Annotated in this window: 31 protein-coding genes; 17 read left to right on the forward strand and 14 right to left on the reverse strand. The window is 68.0% G+C overall.

Annotated elements, in window-relative coordinates; translation table 11 throughout:
• Positions 1-773: 773 nt before the first annotated feature.
• Positions 774-1,010, reverse strand: coding sequence for a hypothetical protein (locus OG430_RS23745; RefSeq protein WP_327354594.1), 237 nt, complete (start codon positions 1,008-1,010; stop codon positions 774-776).
• Between the two features lie 126 nt (positions 1,011-1,136).
• Here OG430_RS23745 and OG430_RS23750 point away from each other — a divergent pair, with 126 nt between their 5' ends.
• Complete coding sequence (locus OG430_RS23750; protein ID WP_327354595.1) at positions 1,137-2,327, forward strand: pyridoxal phosphate-dependent aminotransferase; 1,191 nt, start codon at positions 1,137-1,139, stop codon at positions 2,325-2,327.
• Positions 2,328-2,439: 112 nt separating this feature from the next.
• Positions 2,440-3,594: a hypothetical protein gene (locus tag OG430_RS23755; RefSeq protein ID WP_442816540.1), complete on the forward strand. Its 1,155-nt coding sequence runs from the start codon at positions 2,440-2,442 to the stop codon at positions 3,592-3,594.
• A 25-nt stretch (positions 3,595-3,619) separates the two neighbouring features.
• Here OG430_RS23755 and OG430_RS23760 read toward each other — a convergent pair whose 3' ends face one another.
• Complete coding sequence (locus OG430_RS23760; protein WP_327354596.1) at positions 3,620-4,159, reverse strand: YbjN domain-containing protein; 540 nt, start codon at positions 4,157-4,159, stop codon at positions 3,620-3,622.
• Between the two features lie 152 nt (positions 4,160-4,311).
• On the opposite strand from OG430_RS23760, the gene OG430_RS23765 reads away from it, so the two are divergent.
• Complete coding sequence (locus OG430_RS23765; protein ID WP_327354597.1) at positions 4,312-4,815, forward strand: hypothetical protein; 504 nt, start codon at positions 4,312-4,314, stop codon at positions 4,813-4,815.
• A 31-nt stretch (positions 4,816-4,846) separates the two neighbouring features.
• Here OG430_RS23765 and clpB read toward each other — a convergent pair whose 3' ends face one another.
• Positions 4,847-7,444: an ATP-dependent chaperone ClpB gene (gene clpB, locus OG430_RS23770; RefSeq protein ID WP_327354598.1), complete on the reverse strand. Its 2,598-nt coding sequence runs from the start codon at positions 7,442-7,444 to the stop codon at positions 4,847-4,849.
• A 140-nt stretch (positions 7,445-7,584) separates the two neighbouring features.
• Here clpB and OG430_RS23775 point away from each other — a divergent pair, with 140 nt between their 5' ends.
• Entirely contained in the window at positions 7,585-8,004 is a 420-nt protein-coding gene (locus OG430_RS23775) for a pyridoxamine 5'-phosphate oxidase family protein (RefSeq protein ID WP_327354599.1), read from the forward strand.
• A 222-nt stretch (positions 8,005-8,226) separates the two neighbouring features.
• On the opposite strand, the gene OG430_RS23780 is transcribed toward OG430_RS23775, so the two are convergent.
• Entirely contained in the window at positions 8,227-8,565 is a 339-nt protein-coding gene (locus tag OG430_RS23780) for a hypothetical protein (protein WP_327354600.1), read from the reverse strand.
• Positions 8,566-8,569: 4 nt separating this feature from the next.
• Entirely contained in the window at positions 8,570-8,692 is a 123-nt protein-coding gene (locus tag OG430_RS23785) for a hypothetical protein (RefSeq protein WP_327354601.1), read from the reverse strand.
• Between the two features lie 333 nt (positions 8,693-9,025).
• On the opposite strand from OG430_RS23785, the gene OG430_RS23790 reads away from it, so the two are divergent.
• Positions 9,026-9,991, forward strand: coding sequence for a helix-turn-helix transcriptional regulator (locus OG430_RS23790; RefSeq protein ID WP_442816541.1), 966 nt, complete (start codon positions 9,026-9,028; stop codon positions 9,989-9,991).
• On the opposite strand, the gene OG430_RS23795 is transcribed toward OG430_RS23790, so the two are convergent.
• The gene (locus tag OG430_RS23795) at positions 9,954-10,781 is read right to left on the reverse strand and encodes a helix-turn-helix transcriptional regulator (protein ID WP_327354603.1); all 828 of its coding nucleotides are present in this window, start codon (positions 10,779-10,781) and stop codon (positions 9,954-9,956) included. The genes OG430_RS23790 and OG430_RS23795 overlap by 38 nt on opposite strands.
• Positions 10,782-10,797: 16 nt before the next feature.
• Positions 10,798-11,781: a helix-turn-helix transcriptional regulator gene (locus OG430_RS23800; protein ID WP_327354604.1), complete on the reverse strand. Its 984-nt coding sequence runs from the start codon at positions 11,779-11,781 to the stop codon at positions 10,798-10,800.
• Positions 11,782-12,241: 460 nt separating this feature from the next.
• Here OG430_RS23800 and OG430_RS23805 point away from each other — a divergent pair, with 460 nt between their 5' ends.
• Genes OG430_RS23805 through OG430_RS23815 form a run of 3 tightly spaced genes read left to right on the forward strand, consistent with a single transcriptional unit; the run spans position 12,242 to position 15,573 of the window.
• Positions 12,242-12,574 (forward strand): hypothetical protein, encoded by a 333-nt coding sequence (locus OG430_RS23805; RefSeq protein ID WP_327354605.1) that lies wholly within the window; start codon positions 12,242-12,244, stop codon positions 12,572-12,574.
• Between the two features lie 24 nt (positions 12,575-12,598).
• A complete protein-coding gene (locus OG430_RS23810; protein WP_327359199.1) occupies positions 12,599-13,273 on the forward strand; it encodes an ABC transporter ATP-binding protein in 675 nt (224 codons plus the stop codon).
• Complete coding sequence (locus OG430_RS23815) at positions 13,270-15,573, forward strand: hypothetical protein (RefSeq protein WP_327354606.1); 2,304 nt, start codon at positions 13,270-13,272, stop codon at positions 15,571-15,573. The genes OG430_RS23810 and OG430_RS23815 overlap by 4 nt, the downstream gene beginning before the upstream one ends.
• Here OG430_RS23815 and OG430_RS23820 read toward each other — a convergent pair.
• Complete coding sequence (locus OG430_RS23820) at positions 15,560-15,844, reverse strand: helix-turn-helix domain-containing protein (protein WP_327354607.1); 285 nt, start codon at positions 15,842-15,844, stop codon at positions 15,560-15,562. The two genes, OG430_RS23815 and OG430_RS23820, sit on opposite strands and share 14 nt — an antisense overlap.
• 447 nt (positions 15,845-16,291) lie before the next feature.
• Positions 16,292-16,729: an ATP-binding protein gene (locus OG430_RS23825; protein ID WP_327354608.1), complete on the reverse strand. Its 438-nt coding sequence runs from the start codon at positions 16,727-16,729 to the stop codon at positions 16,292-16,294.
• Between the two features lie 247 nt (positions 16,730-16,976).
• Between OG430_RS23825 and OG430_RS23830 the strand changes: the two genes are divergently transcribed.
• Both OG430_RS23830 and OG430_RS23835 read left to right on the forward strand, forming a co-directional pair.
• Positions 16,977-17,858, forward strand: a complete 882-nt coding sequence (locus OG430_RS23830) for a helix-turn-helix domain-containing protein (protein WP_327354609.1) — start codon at positions 16,977-16,979, stop codon at positions 17,856-17,858.
• Between the two features lie 10 nt (positions 17,859-17,868).
• Positions 17,869-18,045, forward strand: coding sequence for a DUF397 domain-containing protein (locus tag OG430_RS23835; RefSeq protein WP_327354610.1), 177 nt, complete (start codon positions 17,869-17,871; stop codon positions 18,043-18,045).
• Positions 18,046-18,054: 9 nt separating this feature from the next.
• On the opposite strand, the gene OG430_RS23840 is transcribed toward OG430_RS23835, so the two are convergent.
• The 4 genes from OG430_RS23840 to OG430_RS23855 all read right to left on the reverse strand — a co-directional run bounded on the left by OG430_RS23840 (position 18,055) and on the right by OG430_RS23855 (position 20,239).
• Positions 18,055-18,543 (reverse strand): hypothetical protein, encoded by a 489-nt coding sequence (locus OG430_RS23840; RefSeq protein WP_327354611.1) that lies wholly within the window; start codon positions 18,541-18,543, stop codon positions 18,055-18,057.
• Between the two features lie 137 nt (positions 18,544-18,680).
• A complete protein-coding gene (locus OG430_RS23845) occupies positions 18,681-19,271 on the reverse strand; it encodes a Uma2 family endonuclease (RefSeq protein WP_327354612.1) in 591 nt (196 codons plus the stop codon).
• A 99-nt stretch (positions 19,272-19,370) separates the two neighbouring features.
• On the reverse strand, positions 19,371-19,826 hold the full coding sequence (locus OG430_RS23850; protein WP_327354613.1) for a hypothetical protein: 456 nt from the start codon (positions 19,824-19,826) through the stop codon (positions 19,371-19,373).
• A gap of 53 nt (positions 19,827-19,879) precedes the next feature.
• Positions 19,880-20,239, reverse strand: a complete 360-nt coding sequence (locus tag OG430_RS23855) for a transcriptional regulator (protein ID WP_327359200.1) — start codon at positions 20,237-20,239, stop codon at positions 19,880-19,882.
• Between the two features lie 398 nt (positions 20,240-20,637).
• On the opposite strand from OG430_RS23855, the gene OG430_RS23860 reads away from it, so the two are divergent.
• The 7 genes from OG430_RS23860 to OG430_RS23890 all read left to right on the forward strand — a co-directional run bounded on the left by OG430_RS23860 (position 20,638) and on the right by OG430_RS23890 (position 23,859).
• On the forward strand, positions 20,638-20,970 hold the full coding sequence (locus tag OG430_RS23860) for a WhiB family transcriptional regulator (RefSeq protein WP_327354614.1): 333 nt from the start codon (positions 20,638-20,640) through the stop codon (positions 20,968-20,970).
• On the forward strand, positions 20,970-21,494 hold the full coding sequence (locus OG430_RS23865; RefSeq protein WP_327354615.1) for a hypothetical protein: 525 nt from the start codon (positions 20,970-20,972) through the stop codon (positions 21,492-21,494). The genes OG430_RS23860 and OG430_RS23865 overlap by 1 nt, the downstream gene beginning before the upstream one ends.
• Positions 21,491-21,679, forward strand: coding sequence for a hypothetical protein (locus OG430_RS23870; protein WP_327354616.1), 189 nt, complete (start codon positions 21,491-21,493; stop codon positions 21,677-21,679). The genes OG430_RS23865 and OG430_RS23870 overlap by 4 nt, the downstream gene beginning before the upstream one ends.
• 240 nt (positions 21,680-21,919) lie before the next feature.
• A complete protein-coding gene (locus OG430_RS23875) occupies positions 21,920-22,321 on the forward strand; it encodes a hypothetical protein (protein ID WP_327354617.1) in 402 nt (133 codons plus the stop codon).
• 106 nt (positions 22,322-22,427) lie between these two features.
• The gene (locus OG430_RS23880; protein WP_327354618.1) at positions 22,428-23,000 is read left to right on the forward strand and encodes a phage tail tube protein; all 573 of its coding nucleotides are present in this window, start codon (positions 22,428-22,430) and stop codon (positions 22,998-23,000) included.
• Between the two features lie 167 nt (positions 23,001-23,167).
• The gene (locus OG430_RS23885) at positions 23,168-23,458 is read left to right on the forward strand and encodes a hypothetical protein (RefSeq protein WP_327354619.1); all 291 of its coding nucleotides are present in this window, start codon (positions 23,168-23,170) and stop codon (positions 23,456-23,458) included.
• Positions 23,459-23,472: 14 nt separating this feature from the next.
• Positions 23,473-23,859: a hypothetical protein gene (locus OG430_RS23890; RefSeq protein ID WP_327354620.1), complete on the forward strand. Its 387-nt coding sequence runs from the start codon at positions 23,473-23,475 to the stop codon at positions 23,857-23,859.
• Between the two features lie 48 nt (positions 23,860-23,907).
• On the opposite strand, the gene OG430_RS23895 is transcribed toward OG430_RS23890, so the two are convergent.
• Complete coding sequence (locus tag OG430_RS23895) at positions 23,908-24,483, reverse strand: hypothetical protein (protein WP_327354621.1); 576 nt, start codon at positions 24,481-24,483, stop codon at positions 23,908-23,910.
• Between the last annotated feature and the right edge of the window lie 80 nt (positions 24,484-24,563).

Here is a 24,563-nt window from a genome sequence, read left to right on the forward strand (position 1 = left end):
CGGCTCCGCAAGCACGCAGTGAGGGGTGGGCCGGTCCGCACCGAGAGAGAAGCACCGGAAGGAAAACACTGCAAGGTGCATCGGGCATCGGATCGCGGGATCTCCGGCTTACTGCCCACGAGTCGGTGTCCGAGGGCTGCGTTGACGTCTACGAGGGAATCATGAACGGGAGCACTGCCACAGCGTTTTTACCCAACTTCGTGGGGTTTCCATCCCCCCGAGGGCCCCACAGTTCAACTGTTCTCAACACTTCAACCATGGCGTACGCCCGGAGCACTTGCCGCAATGGCGAAGCGCCCGGCGGGAGTTGCCTCCCGCCGGGCGCATCAGGCGGTGTTTCTGGCGCGGACCAGCTGCCCCGTGTCAGCTGCCTCCGCCGCATCCGCCGCCGCCCCCGCACGAGGATCCACCGCCGCAGGACGAGCCGCCCCCGCAGGACGAGCCGCCGCCGCAGGACGTGGAGGATCCCCCGCCCCCACCGGCCCACCAGCTGCCCGACCTGGCTCGCGCCCTGCCGCGGTTACGACCCTTGCCGCGCAAGGACGTAGCCCGTACACCCGCCACCAGAAGCCCCACGATGAAAAGCACGATCAGGGCGAAGACGATGCCAATGGTTCCCATGGCCCATCTCCCTTCTTCCGTTCCCCCGAAGCGGACCCCCGCTTCTTGCGTGTGAGGGGGATGCCCTCACCTGTCGTAAACCAAAGCTGAGTTGAGCAAGTCCAGAGGTTCGGGCTCAACGGCCCGGTCGGGCGCGGCAGTTCGGTCCAGGCTCAGCTGCCCCCGCCGCCACCGCCACCGCAGCCGCCGCCGCCCCCACAGGACGAGCCGCCGCCGCAGGACGATCCGCCACCGTCGCCCCAGCCGCCACCACTGACCCAGCCGCCGCTCGTCCCCCGGTGGTGGTGCGAGTGGTGGTAGGAGCTCCCGCTCCCCGCGGACCTGCCGGCGAGGGCCCAGCCCACGATCACTACCACCAGCACAATCCCCACAACTATCGCGAAAGTCATGAGAGTCCCCGTTCTCTTCGTTCTCTTCGTTCTCTTCGTTCTCTTGATGACCTTGTTGAGAGGGGTGATCCCCGACCCCTCAGGAGGCCAACCAGGAGTTGAGCAAGTCCAGAGCTTGGGCGCAGGATGGCCGCCATGACCTCCACGCCGCGCTCGCGCCCGCTCCTGAACCGCCGCCTCGCCGAGTTCGGCACCACGATCTTCGCGGAGATGTCCGCGCTCGCCGTCCGCACCGGCGCGATCAACCTCGGCCAGGGCTTCCCCGACACGGACGGCCCCGAGGAGGTCAGGGAGGCCGCGGTGCGCGCCCTGCGGGACGGGCGCGGCAACCAGTACCCGCCGGGCCCCGGCATCCCCGAGCTGCGTACCGCCATCGCCCAGCACCAACAGGACCGCTACGGCCTGACGTACGACCCCGACCGCGAGGTCCTGGTCACCGCGGGCGCCACCGAGGCGATCGCCGCGTCCCTGCTCGCCCTCGTGGAGCCGGGCGACGAGGTGGTCGCCCTGGAGCCCTACTACGACTCGTACGCGGCGAGCATCGCGATGGCGGGCGGCACCCGCGTACCGGTCACCCTGCGCCCCCGCGAGGGCCGCTTCAGGCTCGACCTGGACGAGCTGCGCGACGCCGTCACGGACCGCGCCCGCCTGCTCCTCCTGAACACCCCGCACAACCCCACCGGCACGGTCCTCAGCCGCGACGAACTCGCCGCGATCGCCGCCCTCGCCGTCGAGCGCGACCTGCTCGTCCTCACCGACGAGGTCTACGAACACCTCGTCTTCGACGGCGAGCACATCCCGCTCGCCTCCTTCCCCGGCATGCGCGAGCGCACGGTCACCATCTCCTCGGCCGGCAAGACCTTCTCGTTCACCGGCTGGAAGGTCGGCTGGATCACGTCCACACCCGAGCTGGTGACGGCCGTCCGTTCGGCGAAGCAGTTCCTGACGTACGTCTCCTCCGGACCGTTCCAGTACGCGATCGCCGAGGCCCTGGCCCTCCCCGAGTCGTACTTCACCGGCCTGCGCGAAGACCTGCGCGCCAAGCGCGACCTGCTCGCCGACGGGCTCGCGGACGCCGGCTTCGAGGTGTTCCGCCCGCAGGGCACGTACTTCATCACCACCGACATCACCCCGCTCGGCGAGAAGGACGCCCTCGCCTTCTGCCGCGCCCTGCCGGAGCGCGTCGGCGTCGTCGCGATCCCCAACTCCGTGTTCTACGACGACCAGGAGGCCGGCGCGGGCCTGGTCCGCTTCGCCTTCTGCAAGCGCGAGGAGGTCCTGCGCGAGGCGGCCACCCGCCTGCGCCGACTGCGCTGACGCAGGGGGTCGCACCCCCTCATGTCACGGCGGCGCGCCGGGGCCCGGTGATCCGTACCCGCACGGACCCGCAGCGCTCGCACACCGGGCGCCGGGGCCGCATGGTGCGGTTGTGACCCACCCGAGCACCCTCACCGCGCCCCTGGCCCTCGCGGCCCGCGTGCCCACCGCGCTGGTCGCCCTCGGCCTGTTCGCGGCGGCCCGGCTGACCGGTCTGGCCGCCGCCACGCTGGTCGCCCACCGCACCGGGCAGGACACCTTCGCGCTGCTCGGCACGTCCTGGGACTCGCGCTGGTACACGGGCATCGCCGCCCACGGCTACGGCCGGACCCTGTACTTCGAACCCGGCGTCGTCCACAGCGACCTGGCCTTCTTCCCGCTCTATCCGGGCCTGGTGCGCACGGTGTCCGCGCTGCTCCCGGTGACCGCGCCCGGCGCGGGACTGCTCGTGGCGTGGACCGCCGCGTTGGCGGCCGCGTACGCGATCTATCTCATCGGCGCCCGCCTGTACGGCCCGCGCACGGCAGCCCTCCTCGTCCTGCTCTGGGGCCTGCTGCCGCACTCGGTCGTGCTGTCCATGGCGTACACCGAGCCGGTGCTCACGGCGTTCGCCGCGTGGGCGCTGTACGCGCTGCTCACCGAGCGCTGGCTGTGGGCGGGCACCCTGGCCGCGCTCGCGGGCCTGGCCCGGCCCAACGGCTTCGCGGTGGCCGCGGCGGTGGGCACGGTGGCGGCGTATCAGCTGGTACGCGGCCGGGGCCGACGGCGACTGGTCGCGGGGGCGCTGCTCGCGCCGCTCGGCTGGGGCGGCTATGTGCTCTGGGTCGGGATCCGCAAGGGCGATCCGCTCGGCGGGTACTTCGCCGTGCAGGACGGCTGGGGCTCGCACTTCGACTTCGGGGTCGGCTCGCTGAAGTTCGCCAAGCACGTGCTGCTCGACGGGGACCGCGTGGTCTTCCCCATGACGATGGTCATCGTCGGGGTGGCGGTGCTGCTCTTCGCCCTCCTTCTCGCGGACCGGGCGCCGCTCGGCCTGGTCGTCTACACGGGCCTGCTGCTCCTGATCGCGCTCGGCGGCTCCGGCTTCTTCGAGTCGAAGCCGCGCTTCCTGCTGCCCGCGTTCCCGCTCCTGATCCCCCTCGCGCGGGCGCTGGCCAGGACGTCGAAAGCCCGGCCGTGGCACGCCACCGTGGTGGTGGGCGCGCTGGCCGGGCTTTCGGTGGGCTACGGGACGTACCTGCTGGTCGTCGCCCGTATGCCGCTCTGAGCGTTACGCGTTGTTACCCGCGTTCCTACTCGTCGTCCGCGGGCTTCTCCGCCGAGTCGACGTCCTCGACCAGGCCGAGGTGCTCGACCAGCCAACGGTCGAACTCGACCGCGGCCTGCACCCAGCTGGCCGTCGACTGCACGAAGTGGTCGAGGCTGACGCCGGTGCCGATCAGCATCTGCGCCTCACCGATGAGACGGACGGTGGTCGGGGCACCCTCCTCCTCGTGGGTGTGGGTGTAGACCTTGGGCCACAGGGTGCGGCGGTTCCAGTCGTCGATCGCGTCCAGGATCTGCGGCTTGGACTCGATGGCGTGCGGCCGGTCGTAGAACGTACGGACCGAGAAGACCTGCTGCTCCCCCTCGCCGCGGAACATGAAGTACGTGCGGAAGTGCTCCCACGGCGCCGCGAGGTCACCCTCGTCGTCGACGACGTGCTTGACCTCCATCTTGTCCAGAAGCTGGACCACGAGGTCCTGGTCCGGGATGACGGGGCCCGCCGGTCCCGCCTGCTGCGGTTCGGGCTGGCCCCCGAAGTTCGGAATCGAGGACGGGTCGATGCTCACCGTGTATTTCCCTTCGTACGGATTCCGCCATCCTCCACCATGCCGGGCGGGTAGCCGCAACCCCCGGCCCGCCTATCCGCTGCGGGCTGACAAGATCTGGCCGTACGCGAGGACGCGGGCGACGGCGTACGCGACGACACGGGGGTGGCGGCATGGCGGGCAAGGCGGGACGGCGGGTGCTGTGGGGGCTCTGGGGCGTGTGCCTGGTGGTGGCCGTCTGGTTCGTCGGGTGGGTGGCGTGGGCCGTGTTCGCGTACCTGACGGAAGACGTGGCGGAGGACGACCCCTTCCGCGCCACGTCCACCATCAGCTGCTCCCAGGCCATGGAGTACGCCCACGGGACCCTGCCGGCGAAGGCCACGGACCGGCGCTGCACGTTCACCGACTGGATGGACGACCAGGCCGCCGGCACCTTCCGGATGCCGCGCAAGGACGTACGGGACTGGCTGGAGCGGAGCTATCCCGGTCAGCCGCTCCAGAGCGGCGGGAAGTGCTACGACGACGCGGTCGACCTCTGCCTGAACATCGACTACCTGCAGGAAGACGGGAAGGGCCCTGAGAAGCCGTCGGCCGAAGGGGCGGACATGGTGGACATCGAGGTGAGCTACGAGGACGGCAGGACCGCCCTCGTAGACCTCACGGCCTCCAGCATGTGAGCCCCGGCGGGAGGCGGGGCCGGGCCCGGAACTACCGGACGGGCCCCACGATCAGCCCGTCCTCGCCGTCCTGCCCGACCACATCGACCCGCACCGTGTCCCCGTCCGTGACCTCGCCCGCGAGGATCTCCTTCGCGAGCCGGTCGCCGATCGCGGTCTGCACCAGGCGGCGCAGCGGGCGCGCGCCATAGGCCGGATCGTTGCCCTCCCGCGCCAGCCAGGCCAGGGCGGCCGGGGTGACGTCGAGGGTGAGGCGGCGTTCGGCGAGGCGCTTGGCGAGGCGGCCGATCTGGAGCTTGGCGATCCGGCTCAGCTCCTCCTCGTTCAGCGCGGAGAAGACGACGAGGTCGTCGAGCCGGTTGAGGAATTCCGGCTTGAAGGAGGCGCGTACGACCTCCAACACCTGCTGCTTCTTGACCTCTTCGCTCGTCGTCGGCTCGACCAGGTACTGGCTGCCGAGGTTCGAGGTCAGGATGAGGATGGCGTTGCGGAAGTCCACCGTCCGGCCCTGCCCGTCCGTCAGCCGCCCGTCGTCGAGGACCTGCAGCAGGACGTCGAAGACCTCGGGATGGGCCTTCTCCACTTCATCAAGGAGCACGACGCTGTACGGACGGCGCCGTACGGCTTCGGTCAGCTGGCCGCCCTCCTCGTAGCCGACGTAGCCGGGCGGCGCCCCGACCAGCCTCGCCACGGAGTGCTTCTCGCCGTACTCACTCATGTCGATCCGCACCATCGCGCGCTCGTCGTCGAAGAGGAAGTCCGCGAGGGCCTTGGCCAGTTCGGTCTTGCCGACGCCGGTCGGGCCGAGGAACAGGAAGGATCCGGTGGGCCGGTCGGGGTCGGCGATCCCGGCGCGCGTACGACGCACGGCGTCGGACACGGCCCGTACGGCCTCGCTCTGCCCGATGAGTCGCTTCCCGAGCTCGTCTTCCATCCTGAGCAGCTTCTGTGTCTCGCCTTCGAGGAGCCGCCCGGCGGGGATGCCGGTCCAGGAGCCGACCACGTCCGCGATGTCGTCGGGCCCGACCTCCTCCTTGACCATGGTGTCCTTGGCGACTTCCTGCTCGGCCTCGGTCGCCTCCTGGAGCTCGCGCTCCAGGCCGGGGATCTCGCCGTAAAGCAGCTTGGACGCGGTGTCGAAGTCGCCGTCCCGCTGGGCGCGTTCGGCAGTGCCACGCAGCTCGTCGAGCTTCTCCTTCAGCTCGCCGACGCGGTTGAGGGAGGTCTTCTCCTTCTCCCAGCGCGCGGTCAGCCCGCGCAACTCCTCTTCCTTGTCGGCGAGATCGCGCCGCAGCTTCTCGAGCCGCTGCTTGCTCGCCGGGTCGGTCTCCTTGCTGAGCGCGAGCTCTTCCATCTTCAACCGGTCGACGGACCGCTGGAGTTCATCGATCTCGACGGGCGACGAATCGATCTCCATACGCAGCCGGGACGCGGCCTCGTCCACGAGGTCGATGGCCTTGTCGGGAAGGAAGCGCGAGGTGATGTACCGATCGGAGAGGGAGGCCGCCGCCACCAGCGCACTGTCCGCGATCTGCACCTTGTGATGGGCTTCGTAGCGCCCCTTGAGCCCGCGCAGGATGGCGATGGTGTCCTCGACGCTCGGCTCGGCGACGAGCACCTGCTGGAAGCGCCGCTCCAGGGCCGGGTCCTTCTCGATCCGCTCCCGGTACTCGTCGAGCGTCGTCGCGCCGACCATGCGCAGCTCACCGCGCGCGAGCATGGGCTTGAGCATGTTGCCGGCGTCCATGGCGGAGTCGCCGCCCGCGCCCGCGCCTACGACGGTGTGCAACTCGTCGATGAAGGTGATGACTTGACCGTCACTCTCCTTGATTTCGGAGAGAACAGTCTTCAGCCGCTCCTCGAACTCACCGCGGTACTTCGCACCCGCGACCATGGCCCCGAGGTCGAGCGAGACGAGCCGCTTGTTGCGCAGGCTCTCGGGCACGTCGCCCTTGACGATGCGCTGGGCGAGCCCTTCGACGACGGCGGTCTTGCCGACGCCCGGCTCACCGATGAGCACGGGGTTGTTCTTGGTGCGCCGCGACAGCACCTGCACGACCCTGCGGATCTCCTGATCCCGTCCGATGACCGGGTCGAGCTTGCCCTCCCTGGCCGCCGCCGTGAAGTCGGTCCCGAACTTCTCCAGGGCCTTGTACGACCCCTCGGGGTCCGGAGTGGTCACGCGTCGCCCTCCCCTGCTCTTCTCGAAGGCATCCTGCAGCTTCTTCTCACTCGCGCCCTGCTGCTTCAGTACGTCCCCGGCCTGGCCGCCCTTGGCGGCGATGCCGATGAGCAGATGCTCGGTGGAAAGGTAGTCGTCCCCCAGCTCCTTGGCGCGCTTCGCCGCATCCGCGATGACGGCCAGCATCTCGCGGTTGGGCTGCGGGGGCGCCACGGTGGACCCGGTCACGCTGGGCAGGCCCGCGAGGACGCGGTCGGCGCCGGCCCGGACGGCGACCTGGTCGGCGTCGACCGCCGCGAGCAGGTCGGTGATGTTCTCGTTGTCCTGCCCTTCGAGCAGGGCGAGCAGCAGATGGGCGGGGGTCAGATCCGGGTGCCCTCCGGATACGGCGCGGCTGGTGGCCGCGTTGATGGCGTCACGGCTCCGGTTCGTCAGCTCGGCATCCACGTGCTTTCTCTCCTCCTGTCCAGGTCAGGGCGCGGTTCGGCGCTGGATCTGAGTAGATCCTGACTCAGTCAACGTACACAAAGTTGAGTCTATTCCACTCAAGGCAGTCGCTGCGAGGGTGGAGGGATAGCTTCCAGGGCATGGCCTTCGATCCCCAGTACCCCGATCCCGCCTATCTCAGCTTCTGGCGCGAGCGGCACGTCTGCACCTTGACGACGCTGCGACCGGACGGCACGCCGCACGTGGCCCCGGTGGCGGTGACGTACGACCCTTCGGCCGGGCTGGCCCGCATCATCACGAACAAGGCGAGCCGGAAGGTCAGCAACATCCTGGTGTCGGCCGGGGAGGCTCGGGTGGCGGTCTGCCAGGTGGACGGGCGGCGGTGGGCGACGCTGGAGGGCCGGGCACGAGTCCGCACGGAGCCCGACCTGATAGCGGACGCCTGCCTCCGCTACACGGAGCGGTACGCACGGGTCCCGTCACCGAACCCGGACCGGGTGCTGATCGAGATCGTGGTGAGCGGGGCGCTGGGGTGGAAAGGGCTGAAGTCGGCGCCTTGAGGGACCGCCCCGAAGGTGGCGCCCTCCAGGGGCGCGGGGAACTGCGCGACCAGCCACGACGGCGCCACAGACGACAACGGGCAGCAACCACACATCGCGGCACCCATGAATCCCGCCGCACCCCCGGAGGGAAACGCACAGCGGCGCCACCGTGTTCAGGTGCACGGTGACGCCGCTGCGGGGGGAAGCGCCTGAGCGATTTGTAACGACGGGGGAATCGCGTCAGGCACTGCGGGGGGTGGCGGAGATAGCTTCTGGTGCCACTGCTTCCAGTGGCTCGACCAGCTCGTGGTCGCGTTGGTCAAGATTCACAAAGATCATTCCGTACCGCACGGCACAACGAACGGGCTGCGGGGCGCCCCGGGGCCGGCGCAGGCACCGGTAGGCCCGGATGTCGTCGTCCTCGTCGTCGCGGGCCACGACGATGGGCTCGCCGAAGAGGGTGACCATCAGGGAGTCGCCGGGTGCGGGGATGGCGGTCGTGAGGTCGATGAAGTGCCAGCCTGAGCGGAAGGCTGTGGCCATTTCGCGGCGGAATCTCGGGTCTTCAGGGATGCTCATCGCTTCACACCCGGTCCGCGGCCGAGCTGCCCCAGCCCCAGCTGATGTCACCGGACGAGGCGGCATCCGCTGCCGTGACCCGCGCCCCCGTCGCAGGGCTGACCCAACTGATGTCACCTTCGGCCACGGCACGCGTACCCCTGGCCGGGCTGACCCAGCTGATGTCATCATCAGCGACAGCCTGCGTTCCAACAGGAGGGCTGGGCCAAGCAATGTCGCCCCCGCCCGCGGCAACAGCACCAGTGGCAAGTGCAACGACGGCTGTGGCTGCAGCAATACCAGCAGTGAGTACCGTACGAAGCATTCTCCTGCGCATAGTCAGCGTCGTCCTCACTTGAGAGTCTCACCCCCGCGACAATGACGATGGCTTACTCAGCACAGCCAAAGCCACAGCCACAGGGCATCATGTTCCTGCATGTTCAAGACCCTGGGGGGTGGACAAATGGCCACAATTGATCCAATGACGGCGCATACTCACGAAATCACGGCGCTGTGTGCAGAAGGCAAGCGCGTGTACAGCAGTGCCTTGCGTGCCGGGCGCATCGCCCGTAGCGAGGCCGACTGTGCCCCCTGCCTGGTCGATTTCGCCCTCCTGCGTCCTGACCCGGACGACGGCGAATGGCTGCGCCCCGTCCCGCCCGCCGTGGCACTTGCGCAACACCTTCACCCACTGGAACGCGAAATCCAGGAGCACCGCCGCAACTCGATCGCCCTGACGGATTCGTTCGAACCCTTCATGGCCATCAAAGCCCATGACCCGGCTCCCACTCACGCGATCACCGTCCTCGAAGGCATCGAACGAATAAATGCGGCCTTGGACCAGGCGACGGCCGCCACCCAGACCGAAGTGCTCACTCTTCAACCCGGCGGTGGCCGGAACGAGCACCGTCTGCATGAGGCACTCACCCGGAGTCAGCCCATCATCAAGCGGGGCGTCAGCCTCCGTACGCTCTATCAACACACGGTCCGGCACAGCTTCGGCACCCTTGCCTACGCGGACCAGCTGGGCGAAGGCCATGTCGAGATTCGCACCGTGGAGGAGTTGATCGACCGACTGCTCATCTTCGACGGCGAGGTCGCCTTCATTCCGGCCGGCGACCGCGACGACGTCGCCCTGGAGCTGCGGCACCCCGGCATGGTCAAGTACCTCACCAGGGTCTTCGAGGTGCTGTGGCGACGCGGGATCCCCTTGCAGGACGCGATCCCCGACGAACCGACGCCGGAGGGCATCACCGGCGTCCAAAGGTCCATCGCCCACCTCTTGGTGGAGGGCCACGTCGACGAGGCCATCGCCCGCCGCCTCGGCATGAACGTACGCACCTGCCGCGCCCACATCGCCAAACTCGCCGCCGCCCTGGGCAGCGGCAGCCGGGCCCAACTCGGCTACCTCATCGCCCAGTCGGGGATTCTGGACCAGGAGCAGTGATCCCGGGCGGTCTGCCGAGCCCCGTCTGAGCGATTCGGACCCCTAGCTGAGTCCGCGTCGTGCTGCCCAGCGCCTCGGCCAGTTTGCTGACGTGATGCCGACAAGTCCGGACGCTGATGCCCAGCCGCTTCGCGATCTCGGCATCCGTGTGCCCCTCGGCCAGGAGCGACGCGACGGAGTGCTCCCGCATACTGACCCCCTCGACGGCGGTCCGGTGCGACAAGGTCTCCCCCAGCGGAACTGCCGTTCGCCACAGCCGCTCGAAGACAAGGCCGATGTACGCGATCAACGCAGGGTGCCTCAACTCCAAGGCCGCCGAACGATCCGCACTGGCAGGAATGAACGCAACCGTCCGGTCGAACATCACCAGACGCTCGGGAACTTCCTCAAGCGTCCGCGCCTCCGCTCCCCCGCCCACCTGCTCGAAGTACGCCTGCACTCCCAGCCCATGCCGAACCACATGTGTGTACAAGGTACGGATCCGCACGCCACGGCCGGCCATCTCACGGTCCCGGGCCAGCCCCTCCTGGAGTACGTCCGCGGGGCGGATCCCGTCCGGTTGCACGGTCACCAACTCGCCCGTGCAGGAGACGGACGCCGCTTGAAGGGCCTCTCTGATCCGGACCTTCCCCTCGATGACCCGCACGACATCGCTTGTCCGCGACACCGGGACCCCGTCGACCGCAAGCCGATCCAGCATGTCCATCGACTCCATGGCCCGACACCTCGCCGCGTCAAGGTCCCCGAGCACCCGCCGCAACAACTCCGCGGGGTCGACCGACTCACTCACCGACCGAACTCCCCACTTACGCCCCCACCGGCCGAGGCGGAGCATCAAGCCCGGCCTGCACGATCCGCACCCCCAGCTGAGCTCGCGTCGAACTCCCCAACGCCTCGGCCAACTTGCTCACATGGTGCCGACACGTACGCACACTGATCCCGAGCCGACCCGCGATCTCCGCGTCCGTGTTGCCCTCCGCGAGCAGCGCCGCGATGGAGTGGTCCCGGAAGCTGATGCCCTCAACTTTGGTCTGCTGCGACAGAGCTGTCGCCATAGGAGTAGCGAGCCGCCAGAAGCGCTCAAAGGCAGTTGCCAGATACTCGATCAGTGCGGGGTGCCGAATTTCCAGGGCCACGCTGCGGTCGACGCTGGCGGGAATGAACACGACCGTCCGGTCGAACATCACCATCCGCTCAGGCACTTCCTCAAGCGTACGAGCCTCCGCAACATCTCCCATCCGCCCCAGATATGCCTGCAGTCCCAAGCCATGTCGAGCCGAGTGCGTATAGAGACTGCGCATCCGCACACCGCGCCGCGCCATGTCCGGATCCCTGGTCAGAGCATCCTTGAGTGACTCCTCAGGCCGGATGCCCTCGGGCTGCACGGTCAGCAGCTCCGTCTTGCAGTCAGCCGCGGCATCACTCAAGACCGCTCGGATGCGCGGCAGCCCCTCAAGAATCCGAATCGCATTCCCGACCGCCCCCTTCCCCCCAACTTCCGAGAACCGCCCCAAAGCCGCAGCCACCGCAACCGCCCCTTGCTGGGCCCTCGCAAGATCCGCCTGCACATCCCCGAGCAACTCCGCCACCACCGACCCCGCATCGGTCGGCACCAGCCACTCCATGTCGTCCACATCCGGATGCAACAGCCCCAGATCAACCAGGCAGGACGCCCCCTCGGCAGCCACCCGCGGCAACCGCCCGAGCCTCAACGCCTCGGCGTACACCCGCTCCCCGGCTGCGCACAGCCGCTCAACGCCGTGCTGATGCAGTTCGTGGTCACCAGTCACATTCCAACCCCCAGCTCACTTCCCCCGCCACCGAGCATCTTCCCTGGCCAGGTTCTCCGCGATAGGGGAACGCCACAATCCGCGACACCTCTGCCACCCTCTCCATTCGTATCTCGCGGCATTGCATCAAGCGGAGGGCATAGCAATCAAGACTAGTCACTCAAAGCAACGTGACTTGACCCTCGTTGATGGCGACAAGACGCCAACTATCCATACAGCCCTGCCGAATTCGCATCAGGACTGATTACGTTCCGTCTCGCAGGCAGCTCCGGCGCGGATCGGAATCTCCCCCGATACGACCCCCCGAGCCGCGTCGGAGCAGGCACCGGTTGTCAGGTGACCAGTTCTTGGCCTTGCGCCTGGTAGATCACCATCAGAGACAGAGAGGAATCGCATGTCGCGAAGCATTCAGTTAGGCAGACGTATGGCCGGCCGCATAGCAGTCGGCCTGGGAGTCGCAGTGCTGGGAGTCAGCCTGACCACCGGAACGGCACAGGCCGACTCGCCGATCATCAGCGCGTCAGGCGGGCAGTGCAAGGCGTACTGGGATCGAAGCGAGAACGCCTTCTACATCGCTGACAAGGACAACCACGACAGCGACTGGTGCTACGTCGACTACTCGTGGTCGAGTAGTCACTCGGACAAGCACCGCAAGTCGGTCCCGCAGGACTTGGACACCAAGTACCACAAGCGGCCCGTCACCATCGAGGGCCGGACCATCTACTGGCACGTGTGCAAGGAACGCCAGGACGATCCTGACATCTGCAGCGAATGGCGTTCCGATCTCACCTGACGCCGCCCGATTGAGCAGTTAGGAATACCTGTGCCGCCTGTTCTCCAGGCGCGTGCCCTGCGCATCTGCCACGGCGAAACTGTCGCCGTGGCAGATGCGCATCTCGCGCTGCACCCCGGTGAAGTCATCGGCATCGTCGGCCCTTCCGGATCCGGGAAGACGACGCTGCTGCACTGCCTGTCCGGACTTCTTCTTCCCGATTCCGGAAGTGTGTTGTTTCGCGGTCGGACCATGGAAGAGCTCTCCGTGAAGGAACGTGACTCGTTACGGCGTGAGCATTTCGGATTCGTCTTTCAATTCGGGGATCTCGTACCTGAGTTGACGCTGTGCGAGAACGTCTCCCTGCCCCTTCGTCTCAATGGCGTCCCGGCGAAGGAGGCTAGACGCCGGGCCACCGATCAGCTCACCGCACTGGGCATCGGGCACTTGAGCCGGCGCTCGGTGGGAGAAGTGTCGGGCGGGGAGCTTCAGCGAGCGGCGATCGCCCGCAGTGTCGTGCACAAGCCCGCTGTCGTCTTCGCGGATGAGCCGACCGGAGCGCTGGATGAGGACAACTCCGCGGTCGTATTCGACTTGTTGATCGCTCAGGCCAAGGAGCAAGGAGCGTCCGTGGTGGTGGTCACCCATGACGTGGATCTGGCGGCACGTACCGACCGCACGATCCGCCTCGTCGGCGGGCACATGAAGGAGCCCGCATGAGGGCGGCGCTGTCCGTATCCATCCGGGCTTCCCTCTCCCGTGGCGGTCGGCGCAGAGGGCTGCTCCTGATCGGCGTGGGCGTGCTCAGCGCGCTCTGTCTGCTCGGCAGTTTCGCCGCCGCCTCGATCAAGCAGCACGAAGCGCGACGGACCGCCGCGCAGCAGCCCGTGTTCGGTGCACCGGGGGATCCTGGCCTCGGCTACACCGAAGTCGAGGAGCACGTACGCGGCAGCCGTGTCCGCATCGTCCGGCTGGCCTCCGAGGGCAGTGCGAGCGGTGAACGCACGCCCCTGCCACCGGGTCTGCGTGCGCTGCCCGAGCCCGGCCAGGTACTCGTGAGCCCCGCACTCGCGGACCTGATGGACCGGTCCTCCGCCGTACGCAAGTGGTTCCCCGGAGGCCGGGGCGACACCTTGCCGCGCGCGGCGGTCGGTGGAGCCGGGGAGCTCCTCGCCTACGTCGGGGTCTCCCCCGAGGAACTGCTCAGCAACGATCCACGGCCGGTGATCGGCTTCGAGGACGGCGCGGGCGCCGAGTCCGGCTTCGGCTGGTATCCGACGATGGGCTGTGCGGCCTTCCTCGTCCTGCCAGGGATGGCGCTGATCCTCACCGGCGGCCGGTTCGGCCGGCAGATCCGCAGCCGCCGTCATGCGGCCCTGCGACTCATCGGCATGCCCCCCGCGCAGGCCCGCCTGAGCGCCGCCTGCGATGTGGCGCTACCGGTCGCGGTCGGCGCCCTCGGCGCGGCCGTCCTCTGGCCGTTCATCCAGCCGTACCGCCTTCAACTGCCCATCACCGGACGGTGGTTGTTCGGAGCCGATGCCCGCGTCTCCTTGCCCGGCTCAGCAGCCGCGGTGCTGTTCGTGACCCTGCTCGCGGCAGGGCTTGCCCTCGCATCCACCAGACAGCGCAAGCGAACCGTGGCGCCGCTGCGACTGGCCTCACGGGCCAGGACCTCCGGACCTCTCGTCGGCTCGCTGTTCGTGCTGGGCCTGGCCCTGTTGGCGGTCGCCTGGACACGGCACCAGGCCCGGGATCCCTTCCTGTGGGTGGCGATCGTGCTCCTCGACTGCGGCCTGCCGGGCGCCGCCACCTGGGTGGGCCAACGGCTGACGCGCCTGCTGGGCCTGGGCGAACCCGGCCTGGTCCGGCTGTTCGCCGTGCGCCGCCTGGCCGCCGATGCCCCCACCCTCTTCCGTGTCGCGGCCATGGTCGGGGTGGCGGTCTTCGTCGTCGGAGCCTCGCAGCCGGTGTCCCAGATCATCGCGCTGCCCAACAGCACCTGGATCCAGGAGGCCAGAAGCGACGGCCAGGACACCGTCCTGAGCAGGGCGACGACCCTGGAGGCGGGACCGTTGAACCCACGCCCCACCCCGAAGAGCATCGGCATCTCGGTATCCGCGATCGGCCTGTGGGGTACGAAGCAACAGGCCGCAGACGCCCCCGCGGGTGCCGCCCTGATCGCCACCTGCCCCCAGCTCGCCGACTTGATCGGCAGCAAACTGTCGTCATGCCCCGGTGGTCGCATGACCGTGCACATCGACCGCAGCGACGGCATGCCCGACGAAGCTCCCCCGGCAAAGACCATCGTCGTACGCTCCACCGACCGTACGACTCAGCATCAGCTGAACTTGCCCAAGGCCACGGTCTCCTGGCCCTTCTCGGACACGGACACCCCCGTCGACGCATTCCTGGTGCTGCCACCCGACGACCCGATCCTCCAGTCCCTCGGCCACAGCGGTCCGTTCATCTCCGCCGCGTACGTACGGACGAAGCCGACTCTGGAAGCCTGGGACGAGGCCCAGGCCTGGACAGTGGCCTCCTCCCCCGCGTACCGCCTGGAGAACGCCTATGAAGGTTCCGAGATCGCCGACGGCACCGGCGCCTGGGTCCTCCTCGGCCTCGCCGCCGCTGCGGCCCTCACCGCGCTCGGAGCGCTCTTCACCGTGGTGGACGACAACGCCCGCAGACGTGAGTGGTTCCCCCTGCGCGCCATCGGGGTCGGCCGGGGCCGCCTCGTCGCCGTACAACTCACGGAAGCGCTCTACACCTCGGCGATCACCATCGGGCTCGCTTCACTGGCCAGCGCCTTCGTGACGGCCACCTACCTGCGCATCGGCGATGAACCCCTGGACACGACCGTGCCCTACGCGGTGGCAGCCTTGGCCGGCATGGGTGCGGTGATCACCGTGGCGGGAATCAGCAGTTGGAGCACTCTGCGGAAACAGGAGCGGCCTCGCGCCCGACGCCGGGCGGCAGGTGCTCCGAAGGCCCCGGCAGAGACGATCAGCGGCCCGTGAGCGGCAGCCCCCGAGCACTGGCCTGCTGGTCACTACCCTCCGGCACCAATCCCCTCCCCGCCTGCATGCCGAGGACGTAGCCCAGCGCAAAGCGGCTGGAACAGCCGTGCTCGGCCATGAACCGCTGGATGCGCCGCTGCACGGTGCGCTTGCTGAGGGAAAGTTCTCGCGATACGCGTTCGTCATTCCACCCCGCAGCCAGCAGCTTCACAATTGGGCGGCCATGCTCGTCTGTTGCTAACGGCCCTGGATCTGATTGTTGATTGGTCAAGTCAACAGCTCCTGGTCAAGGAAGCGTCCGCAAACGTGCGAACGACGTCACTGGCCACGATGCAGCGCTCACGCGGCGACCGCCAGCGTCATCTTGCTGCGCAGGGCAGACAGGAGGACGTAGCAAATCCAGCTAGTCGGGCATAAGGGTCACCAGGGACGACACAGCGCGCCGAAGCCGACTCGCAAGCACCGAAGCAATCGCGCATTCCGATGCCCGCAACATCCCCCATGCCCCGCTCCCCCACCTTTGCTCCCACCCCTCGTTGACGCACTGCCTAAAGATGAGGCTGGCGGTGGGCCTTCGTGTGCCACAGGGTGAAGGCAGCCCGAGTCACCGTTCCGCAGTTCGATGGGCCCTCCGTCTCCCCGGAGCGCCATCGCCCCCTGGGACCGGCCCCGGGTTCGTGAGCGGCCCCGTCGACATTCCCCTGCCGACCGGGGCCGTTCATCGTTCGGCCCCTCCCAACTCGAACCACACCCCCTTCGCGAACCGCCCCGCCCGCTCCCCCGCGACACCCCAGCCGTCGGCAATCGCGGCGACCAGGGCGAGGCCCCGGCCCCAGCAGTCGGTTTCGGACGCCTTACGCGCATCCGGCGGATCCGGGCTCTCGTCGAAGACGCTGACTCGTACGCGGACGGGTCTGACCTGGAGTCGGAGCATGGCCGCACCCTTGGTGTGCAGGTGGACGTTCGTGACGAGCTCCGAGGTGCAGAGGGTTGCGGGCATGACGAGGGCGTCGCGACCGAGGGTGAGGAGTGCGGCTCGGACGAAGTCCCGGCAGACCTTGGGGGCAGTCGCGTCTGCGGGCGCGAAGAGGCTGTAGTCGTACGTGAGTTGGGCCGGGCGGAGTGCGATTCGTGGTGGGTCGTCGTCCGTGTCCATGGGGTCTGCTCCCGTCAGGAGGTGGGGGGATCCACACCGGCGGCGATGGCTCTGCCTGCGTGCTCCTGGCGGGGGCCGCGGGTGCCTTTCGGCTTATGGGCATGGGGAGTTGGGCGACTTCAGTACGTTACTGAAGTCACACTCACCGTAGGGCATGAGGTTTTACGTGTACAACCTCTTCTTGGGATTCAATGGACCAACTCCCTTAAGCAGGGCAGACTTTGACCGAACCGGTCAGGAGTGAACAGTGGGACTGCGGACAACCATCAGCGAGCGTCAGCGTCGACTCGGCTTCGAGCTGCGGAATCTGCGTGAGCAAGCCGGACTGACGGCAGGTCAGGCGGCAGAGGCCATCGGCATGGGGCGGGTCCAGCTCAGCCAGATCGAGACGGCGAAGACGACGATCCTGACGGAACGGCTTCTGGAGCTTTGCCGCATCTATGGATGTACAGAAAAGCCCTACGTTGAAGCGCTCGTCGCCATGTCCGAGTCGACCGGCAAGGGCTGGTGGAGCGCCTACAAGAAGCCCATGGAGTCTGACGCGCTCAGCCTGGCGGAGCTGGAGGCGGACGCTGTCGCAGTGCGGATGCACCAAGCACTGCTCATCCCGGGGCTCTTCCAGACCGATGACTACGCCCGCGCCCTGTTCACCAGCCCCAGGCTGGGCTTCGAGAACATCGAGGAAGCCCTGAAGTTCCGCATGGAACGGCAGCACGTCCTCACCCGCGACAACCCGCCCTCTGTGCACGCCGTGATTCACGAGGCCGCACTGCACATGCGGTTCGGCGGTGCGCAGGTAGCGCGCGGACAGTTGCTGCGCCTGCTGGAACTGGGCGGCCTGCCGAACGTGACGATCCAGATCTATCCGTTCACCGCTCTGGCGCACGCGGCACTCAGCGGAAACTTCGTCCACCTCGTCCCCAGCACTCCGCAACTGAGCACGGTGGTCCTCGAACAGCCGTCAGGGCCCCGGTACTTGAGTGACCAGGCGCAGCTTGCCCAATACAGCGCACTGTTCGAGCACCTCGCCGAGAGCGCTCTGCACCCCATCGACGTATCGTTGCCCCCGGAAGCGCATTCGGAGAAGGACTCGCTGGCCCTGATCCAGCACCTCCTCTACACCGTCTAGGGAGGCCCCGATGTCCGAACTCGACTGGCAGAAGTCGTCATTCAGCGGCGGCCCGCAGGGCGAATGCGTCTACGTCGCCACCACCCCCGACAAAACGATCCACCTCCGCGAGAGCGACGAGCCCCACACCATCCTCACCAGCACCCCGCAGGGCCTCGCCGCACTCCTCGCCCACCTCAAGCGCTAGCGGATCGCGCTAGCCGATCCACTCCCGCAGCAACGCCTCCCGCTGGGCGCTGCGAGGGTTGCCCTCGCCGTGCCGTCGCCGCCAGGCCATCAGCAGGCCGGGGCTTGAGTCACCAGCCAAGAACGCGTTCAGGAGGGCCTGGGACAGGTCCCGCTCGGTCTCGCTGTGGCCGCTCGCGGAGACGGCGTACAGGGTGAACTCCTCGGCACCAGACGCGGATTCGACCTGGACCGTCATCGGGGGCGGATCGTCCATCCCGCCGAAGGCCACTGACAACGCCCCCTCCACCGCGACGGACAGGCGACGGCTCGTCGTACGTACCGGCACATCGCTCAACTCAATGGCGCGCAGCTCCCACCACGCGAACGTACGCGGCGCAGTGGTGCCAAGGGTCTGTACGGCGTCGTCGGTCAGGCGCAGGCCGGTGCCGTCCGCGCCGGGCGGTGAGCCCACATAGACCTCGTGGTCCGTGATCCAGAACAAGCCGACCATGGTCAAGGCCGTCTCCCCCATCCGTACTTCCGCGCATTGGCGCACCCGTGCATGCGTCGCTGTGCTGCGACTCGTACCAGGAAACGAGACGTACGACGGAGCGAAGCGGTTGCCAGGTCTGACCAGGAGTTTGATCCAGGAACTCAGAATTCCGCGGTGTCCAGGTCGAAGCCGAGCGGCTCGGGCAGCTCCACCGGGGTCCCCAGCTTGTGGATGGTCTTGCGCTGGTAGTCGTCGCCCAAAGGGTCGCAGCAGACGACGGCCTCGCAGGCCTCGCGGTCGATGAGCAGATAGACCGGGATGCCGGCGCGGGCGTATCCCCTGAGCTTCTGCACACGGTCGCGGCTCGCGGTCGAGTCCGAGGTGACTTCGACGACCAGCAGGACCGGTGCCGGGTCGTGCCACTCCTGCCGGTCGTGGAAGCTGCCTTTGGGGGCGATCACCAGGTCCGGGATTACGTGACCTGCGTCGGGGGCGCCCGGGAGAGTGAGGCCGACGCCCGTGTAGCGCCCATACCCCTTGTCGTGGTCTCGGACCTGCCCGCTCACCTCGGACACGATCTCCTCGTGCTCGCCATTGGCCGGTGGTGTCACGAAGATCTCCCCTTCGATCAGCTCCACGCGCCAGCCCTTGGGGGCCGCCGCACTCAGCAGCTCGAAGGTCTCCTCGGTGCTCGCGCCCCAGCGGTCGGGCACCTCGTGGGGGCTGTCATGCCCCGGGACCGGTAGTGCCATGGCCATACGACCTCCTTCGCTCAGCGCGACAGTCCCAGAGTAGGCCGTATCGCAGCTCCCTTCCCGGAGCCGGTTCACGCGTACGAGTGTGCGGAAACGTCACCGCTCAGCACCCGGCTCGTCATCCCGCCGCCTCCGTGGCCGGTGCGGCATCAGGTCGCGGTCCCTCTCCCGGGCACGCGCGTTGTCCGTGCCCACGAGGGGGAGCGGGTGCGTGCCCGGCGTCCGGAACTGCAGCAGCCGTCCCGCAGGGGACTCCGGGGGCTCAGGGGGCGCCGGGGATTCCACGTCCGGATGCCCAGGCGGGCCGGAACGTTCGGGGTCGGCGGCGCGTGCGTGTTCGTCCCAGCCCTCCCGGAACCAGCGCAGCTGGGTCTCCTGGGCCTCGTCCTCGGTGACTATGCGTACGCCGGTCACGCCGGCGCGCTGGATCTTCGTACCGAGTTCGATCAGCAACTCGCCCACTACATAAGCGAGTTCGTCCGACTCGACGTCCGGGTGGCCCGCGCCGCGGCACGTATCCCCGGACTCGCCCTCCGACTCTTCCTTCGCCATACCCCGCACCCCTTCACGAGCCCCTCCCCCCGGGCTGCGTACGCCCCCGTCCGCTATCCGCGCTCCGGCAGGAAGGCCCGCGTGACCTTCACGAAGACCGCCTGGAGTTCAGGGGGAACGCCCATTCTCCGGGCCGCCTCCTCGGGGCTGAGCAGCTGGGGTGCGCCCGCGGCCGCGCCGCCACGGGTCACCGCGATCGGCAGGTCGTCCTCGGACAGCCGGCCCGAGCGGATCAGCATGTCCCGCAGCGGGACCCCGAGCACCGATGCCAGGCGACGCATTGTCTCCAGATCGGGCATGCTCTGCCGCTGAATAAGACGGCTCACCGCGGCCCGGTGCACCCCGGCGTCGTCGGCGAGCTTCGACTTTCCGCCGCCTCGCGGGCTGTCGATGTCGTAGCCGCGCTCGCGCATCAGGCCCTCGATCCAGTCCGCGAACTCCTCAAGCCCTTCGGCCCGTTCCGTTCGCTCCGATCGATTCCGGCCACTTTCGCCCCGGTAGCCATGCTCGATGCGGGCGCTCGCCCGCGAACTGGACGCCATGTCGTCGGTCTCCCCTCGTCGCGGGGACAGCGTACCGATCGCGCGCGCACCCAAATGTGTGCGCGCTCGCACGTTGTTGTGAAGATCTTGCGGACGCGCACACCAACTCCCGTATGCGACAACCGGAACGACCCGGAACGACTGGATCCGGCCACCCTCCGACCCCTCTCAACTCCGTTCTTAGTTGCGCACGCGCACGCATAGTGCGACTCTCATCACGCATCCGCAATCTTCGAACTTATGTTCGCACACCTGGGGAGGGGTTGCACATGCCCAAACGAACGTTGACCTCCACATCCGCCCTGAACAGTGGGTTCTCGCTCATATCCGGCCTCATGCCGGGCGCCGCCGACGAGCGCCTCGACTGGCGCCGGGACGCCGCCTGCGCCGAGATCCCACAGCAGTACGTCTTCACTCGAGACCTCGCCGAGGCGGAGCAGGTATTGCGCGCCTGCAATCAGTGCCCGATCCGGCGGGAGTGCGAGGCGATCGTCGACCCCTCGCACACCTGGTTCGACGGGGTGAGCGGGGGACGGCTGTGGCGCAATGGCCGCGAGGTCAAGGCACGCAAGGCACCCGACTCCCGGAAGCAGGCCGCGTGATGAGCACTGCCGCTGCCGTCTGGCTCGACTCCCTGTGCCGCCGCTTCCCCCAGCTCCTCGACGAGTTGGCGCCCAGCACCGGCCGCACCCTGCGCGAGGTGCGCGGCTCCGGTCCCGGTTCCGGCTCCGGCGGTTCGTCGTCCGCGCCGATGCGGGTCTACGTTTCCGACGCACTGCGCGACATCACCGACGGGGTGATCGAGCTGGAGGAGGCAGTGCGCGACCGGCTCGGGCTCCGTCGCATCGCCGCCGCGCCGGTCCCCGTCAGGTTGCGGCGGATCGCGGAACTCCTGGACCGCGTCGGCAAGTTGCCAGACCTGGCCGCCCATGTGGAGGACGAGCTCCGTCGCATGGACCGGCGGGCCGCGCGGGCGCTGGGTGAGCCCGAGCAGCTTGTGCGGCTCGCGGGGCGCTGCCCCGCCTGCGACTCCGTCTCGCTGCGGGCCTTTCCCGAGCGGGGGCTCGCGATGTGTGTGAATCCGGTCTGCCGTCATGTGCTGGATGGCGAGGAGGACGCGTCATGAGTACGTCGCCGCTAATCACCGGAGATCTCGCCGCCGCCGAGGTGGAGGTCTCGCCGGCCACCATCAGGAAATGGGTTCAGCTGGGCCACCTCATGGCGGCCGGGCGTCAGGGGCGGCGGGCGATGTACCGCCTTGAGGACGTGTTCGCGGCCGAGCGCACCGTTCATCGACGTACGTCCGCGTAGAGAACGCGCCGGCAGAGGGCCTCGCACCGGGTGCGAGGCCCTCTTCACATGCCCGGCGACATGGCCCAACGCCCGCCCCCACAGACTCAGTTGCGAGATCCGGACCCCTGGATCACACTTGGAGCAGCGGCAGAGCTGCGCCCACGGAGAGCTTCCGGCGGGCGGCGGACCTGCCGCTTTGTGTTGCCCGCATTCCCCTCAAGGTCTCTCAAGACCCCTCAAGGAGCTAGGAGTGTCCATGTGTCCATCCTGACCTTTCCCGATGCCGAACGGCTCGTCGTCGACTTCCTCAAGAACCGGGCAGAGCTTGCCGGTTCGGTAGTCGACAACCGGCCGCCCGCCGGGTTCGACGGCACGCAGAAGGCCGTCCTCGTCTCCCGCGTCGGCGGTGCGTGGGTCGACGATCAGCGTCTCGACCATCCGCTGCTCGACCTCGAGGTGTACGGACCCGACAAGAGCACCGCGCACGGCATCTCCCTCGCCGCCCGTGCGTGTGTGCTCGAACTGGTCGGCACCTCGTACGGCGGGGCGGTCGTCCATGACGTCGCCGAGGTGGACGGGTCGCGCTGGCTGCCCGACTACAACCGTCCGGCCGGCAGTCGCTATCTGTCGACCGTACGGATCTCGATCCGCCCCGCGTGAACCAACGCAGCCACCAAAGCAGTTGCAGGCCCTGCCGGTCCCGGCGGGGCCTTCGTCATTTCCGCAGCACCGACACCGCAGAACCCCACACCCCTTAGGAGTACGCATGGCAGGCAACAACGGCCAGGAGATCCGCGTCGCCGGTACCGGGCGCATCCTCATCGCCGCCCCCGGCACCCCCGCCCCGGCCGACGCGACCGTCGCGTGGGACCCGGCCAAGTGGACGGACCTCGGTTACACGACCACCGACGGCATCAAGTTCAACAAGAAGGACAAGATCGACCCGGTCGACACCTGGCAGTCGGTGAGCCCGGCGCGGTTCATCTACTCCGACCGCGATCTCACCGTTAAGTTCCAGATGCTGCAGATGAACAAGGCGACCCTGGCCTTCTTCATGGGCGGTGGCGCGGTGACCGCGGGTGCGTCGGCCGGCGAATTCAAGTACGACCTGGCCAACACCCCGGTATCGGACGAGAAGGCGCTCGGCATCGAGTTCACCGACGGTGCGGCCAAGTACCGCTTCGTCGTGCCGCGCGGTCAGGTCACCGAGACCGAGGAGATCTCGCTGACCCGGGCCGGCGCGGTCAAGCTGGGTGTCACCTTCACCGCGCTGGCGGTGGACGACGCGGCTCCGCTGGCCAGCTTCCGGATCAAGGACCTGGCGACCTCGTACACGTAAGTCGGCCGGCGCGTAAGCCGGCTGGCTCGAAAGCATGTTGCTCGCCCGCAAGCCCTGGTTGCGCTTGCGCGCGAGTGGATACGATCCCCGCGAAGCCCGGTCGTGCCCCCAGCACGGCCGGGCTTCGCCGGACCCACCTTCTGCCTCAACTCCCCGAAGGGGTAAGCATGTCCGGCTTCAACGTGAACGCCGCCCGCGCCCAGCGCCTCGAAGCGCTCGGCAAGGCCTGGACCTTCGAGCTCGACTCCGACAGCTTCGAGCTGCCGACCGAGCTGACCCGCACGACCGCGCGCAAGCTGCGCGACCTGGACGACAACGACGTGGACGGGCTCCTCCGACTCCTGCTCGGGGAAAGGCAGTTCGCGCGCTTCGAGCAGTACGACGTCACGATGCAGGACATCGCGGCGATCCTTGAGGCGTACGGCAAGGAGACGGGGCTGGGCCTGGGGGAAGACTGAGCCTCGGCGAGTTCGTGGAGGAACACGCTGAGGCACTTGAGGCTGATCTGCTCCGCCACTACGGGGTCGACCTCCTGGACTGGCACCGCGGCCGGCTCACCTCGCGCCGCCTGGCGGTGCTGATCCGGCATCTGCCGCGGGACGGTGCGGTGGCGCGGGAGGCCGAGGGAGAAGCCGCGGACTGGTCGGTGACCGACTATCTGCTGGCGCATGCGGTGGATCAACTGGCAGAAGCGAACTGGATGTTCGCGACGGTCAACCAGGACGAGGATTCGGACCCACTGGAGTTCCCGAAGCCCGTTCCGCGACCGAGTTCGACTGCATCGGACCAGCCCGCGAGCGAGTCCGCAGTGGAAATCGCGAATCCCAACGCACAGGAACTTGCCGTTTTCTTTTCCTGAGCGGAAACTCGCGAAGCCCACCTCGCGGAAGTGGGAGCAGACAGGCGCTCAGCCTGCACCACGCACCATCCGCCACGGCGGCATGCTGCCCCACAAGTCCGTATAGGCACCCATGACGGCAACCAGCCCCGCCCGCGGAATGGTCACCTTGCCGCGGAACCGATCGGTGTGGTCCATCAGCCGTTGGCCCTCACCTTTTCCGTCGAAGCCGAAGAGCACCACGCCGCCACCCGCGGTGAATTCAAGGTCCACGGAGAGCTCTCCACCGTGATGGGAAAATATTCGAGAAGTTCGCCCTTCGCTTTGGGCAGGAATTTCAGGAAGTTTCGACGGGTCCGAGAATGAAAAATTCCAGAATCCCGCCCCGTGCCCCGACCAGCCCCTAATGCTCAACCGCCGATAGTCGGCAGGAATGAGCATGTGGGCTCTATCTTTTCCGGTCGCGAGACTGCCGATCGGCACACTCTTTTCCGAGTCCGCGGTTTTCAGTTCTCCGTGCACGTGAAACCCGTGGCTGAGCCGCCAGCGCCCCCACACCTCGGCACAGAGCACCTGGCCGGCGAGAATATCCGGAATGTCGAATTCCGCTTTTCCGCGCCCAGAAACCGTCTCCTGAATCACCACGGGCAATCCCACCCTTCCATGCGCTTTCGGGACAAGGGAAGAATGACACACCCCGAGGCATAGATCCAGAAGCAGGTGAG

Origin of the sequence: Streptomyces sp. NBC_01304, assembly GCF_035975855.1 — a bacterium.
GTDB lineage: Bacteria > Actinomycetota > Actinomycetes > Streptomycetales > Streptomycetaceae > Streptomyces.

Excerpts from the sequence above, each read along its gene's own strand:
- OG430_RS23850 (WP_327354613.1), bottom strand. The coding sequence starts at position 19,826 with ATGGCGAAGGAAGAGTCGGAGGGCGAGTCCGGGGATACGTGCCGCGGC.
- OG430_RS23750 (WP_327354595.1), top strand. The coding sequence starts at position 1,137 with ATGGCCGCCATGACCTCCACGCCGCGCTCGCGCCCGCTCCTGAACCGC.
- OG430_RS23825 (WP_327354608.1), bottom strand. The coding sequence starts at position 16,729 with ATGGACACGGACGACGACCCACCACGAATCGCACTCCGCCCGGCCCAA.
- OG430_RS23845 (WP_327354612.1), bottom strand. The coding sequence starts at position 19,271 with ATGGCACTACCGGTCCCGGGGCATGACAGCCCCCACGAGGTGCCCGAC.
- OG430_RS23745 (WP_327354594.1), bottom strand. The coding sequence starts at position 1,010 with ATGACTTTCGCGATAGTTGTGGGGATTGTGCTGGTGGTAGTGATCGTG.
- OG430_RS23870 (WP_327354616.1), top strand. The coding sequence starts at position 21,491 with ATGAGTACGTCGCCGCTAATCACCGGAGATCTCGCCGCCGCCGAGGTG.
- OG430_RS23835 (WP_327354610.1), top strand. The coding sequence starts at position 17,869 with ATGTCCGAACTCGACTGGCAGAAGTCGTCATTCAGCGGCGGCCCGCAG.
- OG430_RS23880 (WP_327354618.1), top strand. The coding sequence starts at position 22,428 with ATGGCAGGCAACAACGGCCAGGAGATCCGCGTCGCCGGTACCGGGCGC.
- OG430_RS23790 (WP_442816541.1), top strand. The coding sequence starts at position 9,026 with ATGACGGCGCATACTCACGAAATCACGGCGCTGTGTGCAGAAGGCAAG.
- OG430_RS23865 (WP_327354615.1), top strand. The coding sequence starts at position 20,970 with ATGAGCACTGCCGCTGCCGTCTGGCTCGACTCCCTGTGCCGCCGCTTC.
- OG430_RS23860 (WP_327354614.1), top strand. The coding sequence starts at position 20,638 with ATGCCCAAACGAACGTTGACCTCCACATCCGCCCTGAACAGTGGGTTC.
- OG430_RS23855 (WP_327359200.1), bottom strand. The coding sequence starts at position 20,239 with ATGCGCGAGCGCGGCTACGACATCGACAGCCCGCGAGGCGGCGGAAAG.
- OG430_RS23780 (WP_327354600.1), bottom strand. The coding sequence starts at position 8,565 with ATGAGCATCCCTGAAGACCCGAGATTCCGCCGCGAAATGGCCACAGCC.
- OG430_RS23775 (WP_327354599.1), top strand. The coding sequence starts at position 7,585 with ATGGCCTTCGATCCCCAGTACCCCGATCCCGCCTATCTCAGCTTCTGG.
- OG430_RS23885 (WP_327354619.1), top strand. The coding sequence starts at position 23,168 with ATGTCCGGCTTCAACGTGAACGCCGCCCGCGCCCAGCGCCTCGAAGCG.
- OG430_RS23815 (WP_327354606.1), top strand. The coding sequence starts at position 13,270 with ATGAGGGCGGCGCTGTCCGTATCCATCCGGGCTTCCCTCTCCCGTGGC.
- OG430_RS23765 (WP_327354597.1), top strand. The coding sequence starts at position 4,312 with ATGGCGGGCAAGGCGGGACGGCGGGTGCTGTGGGGGCTCTGGGGCGTG.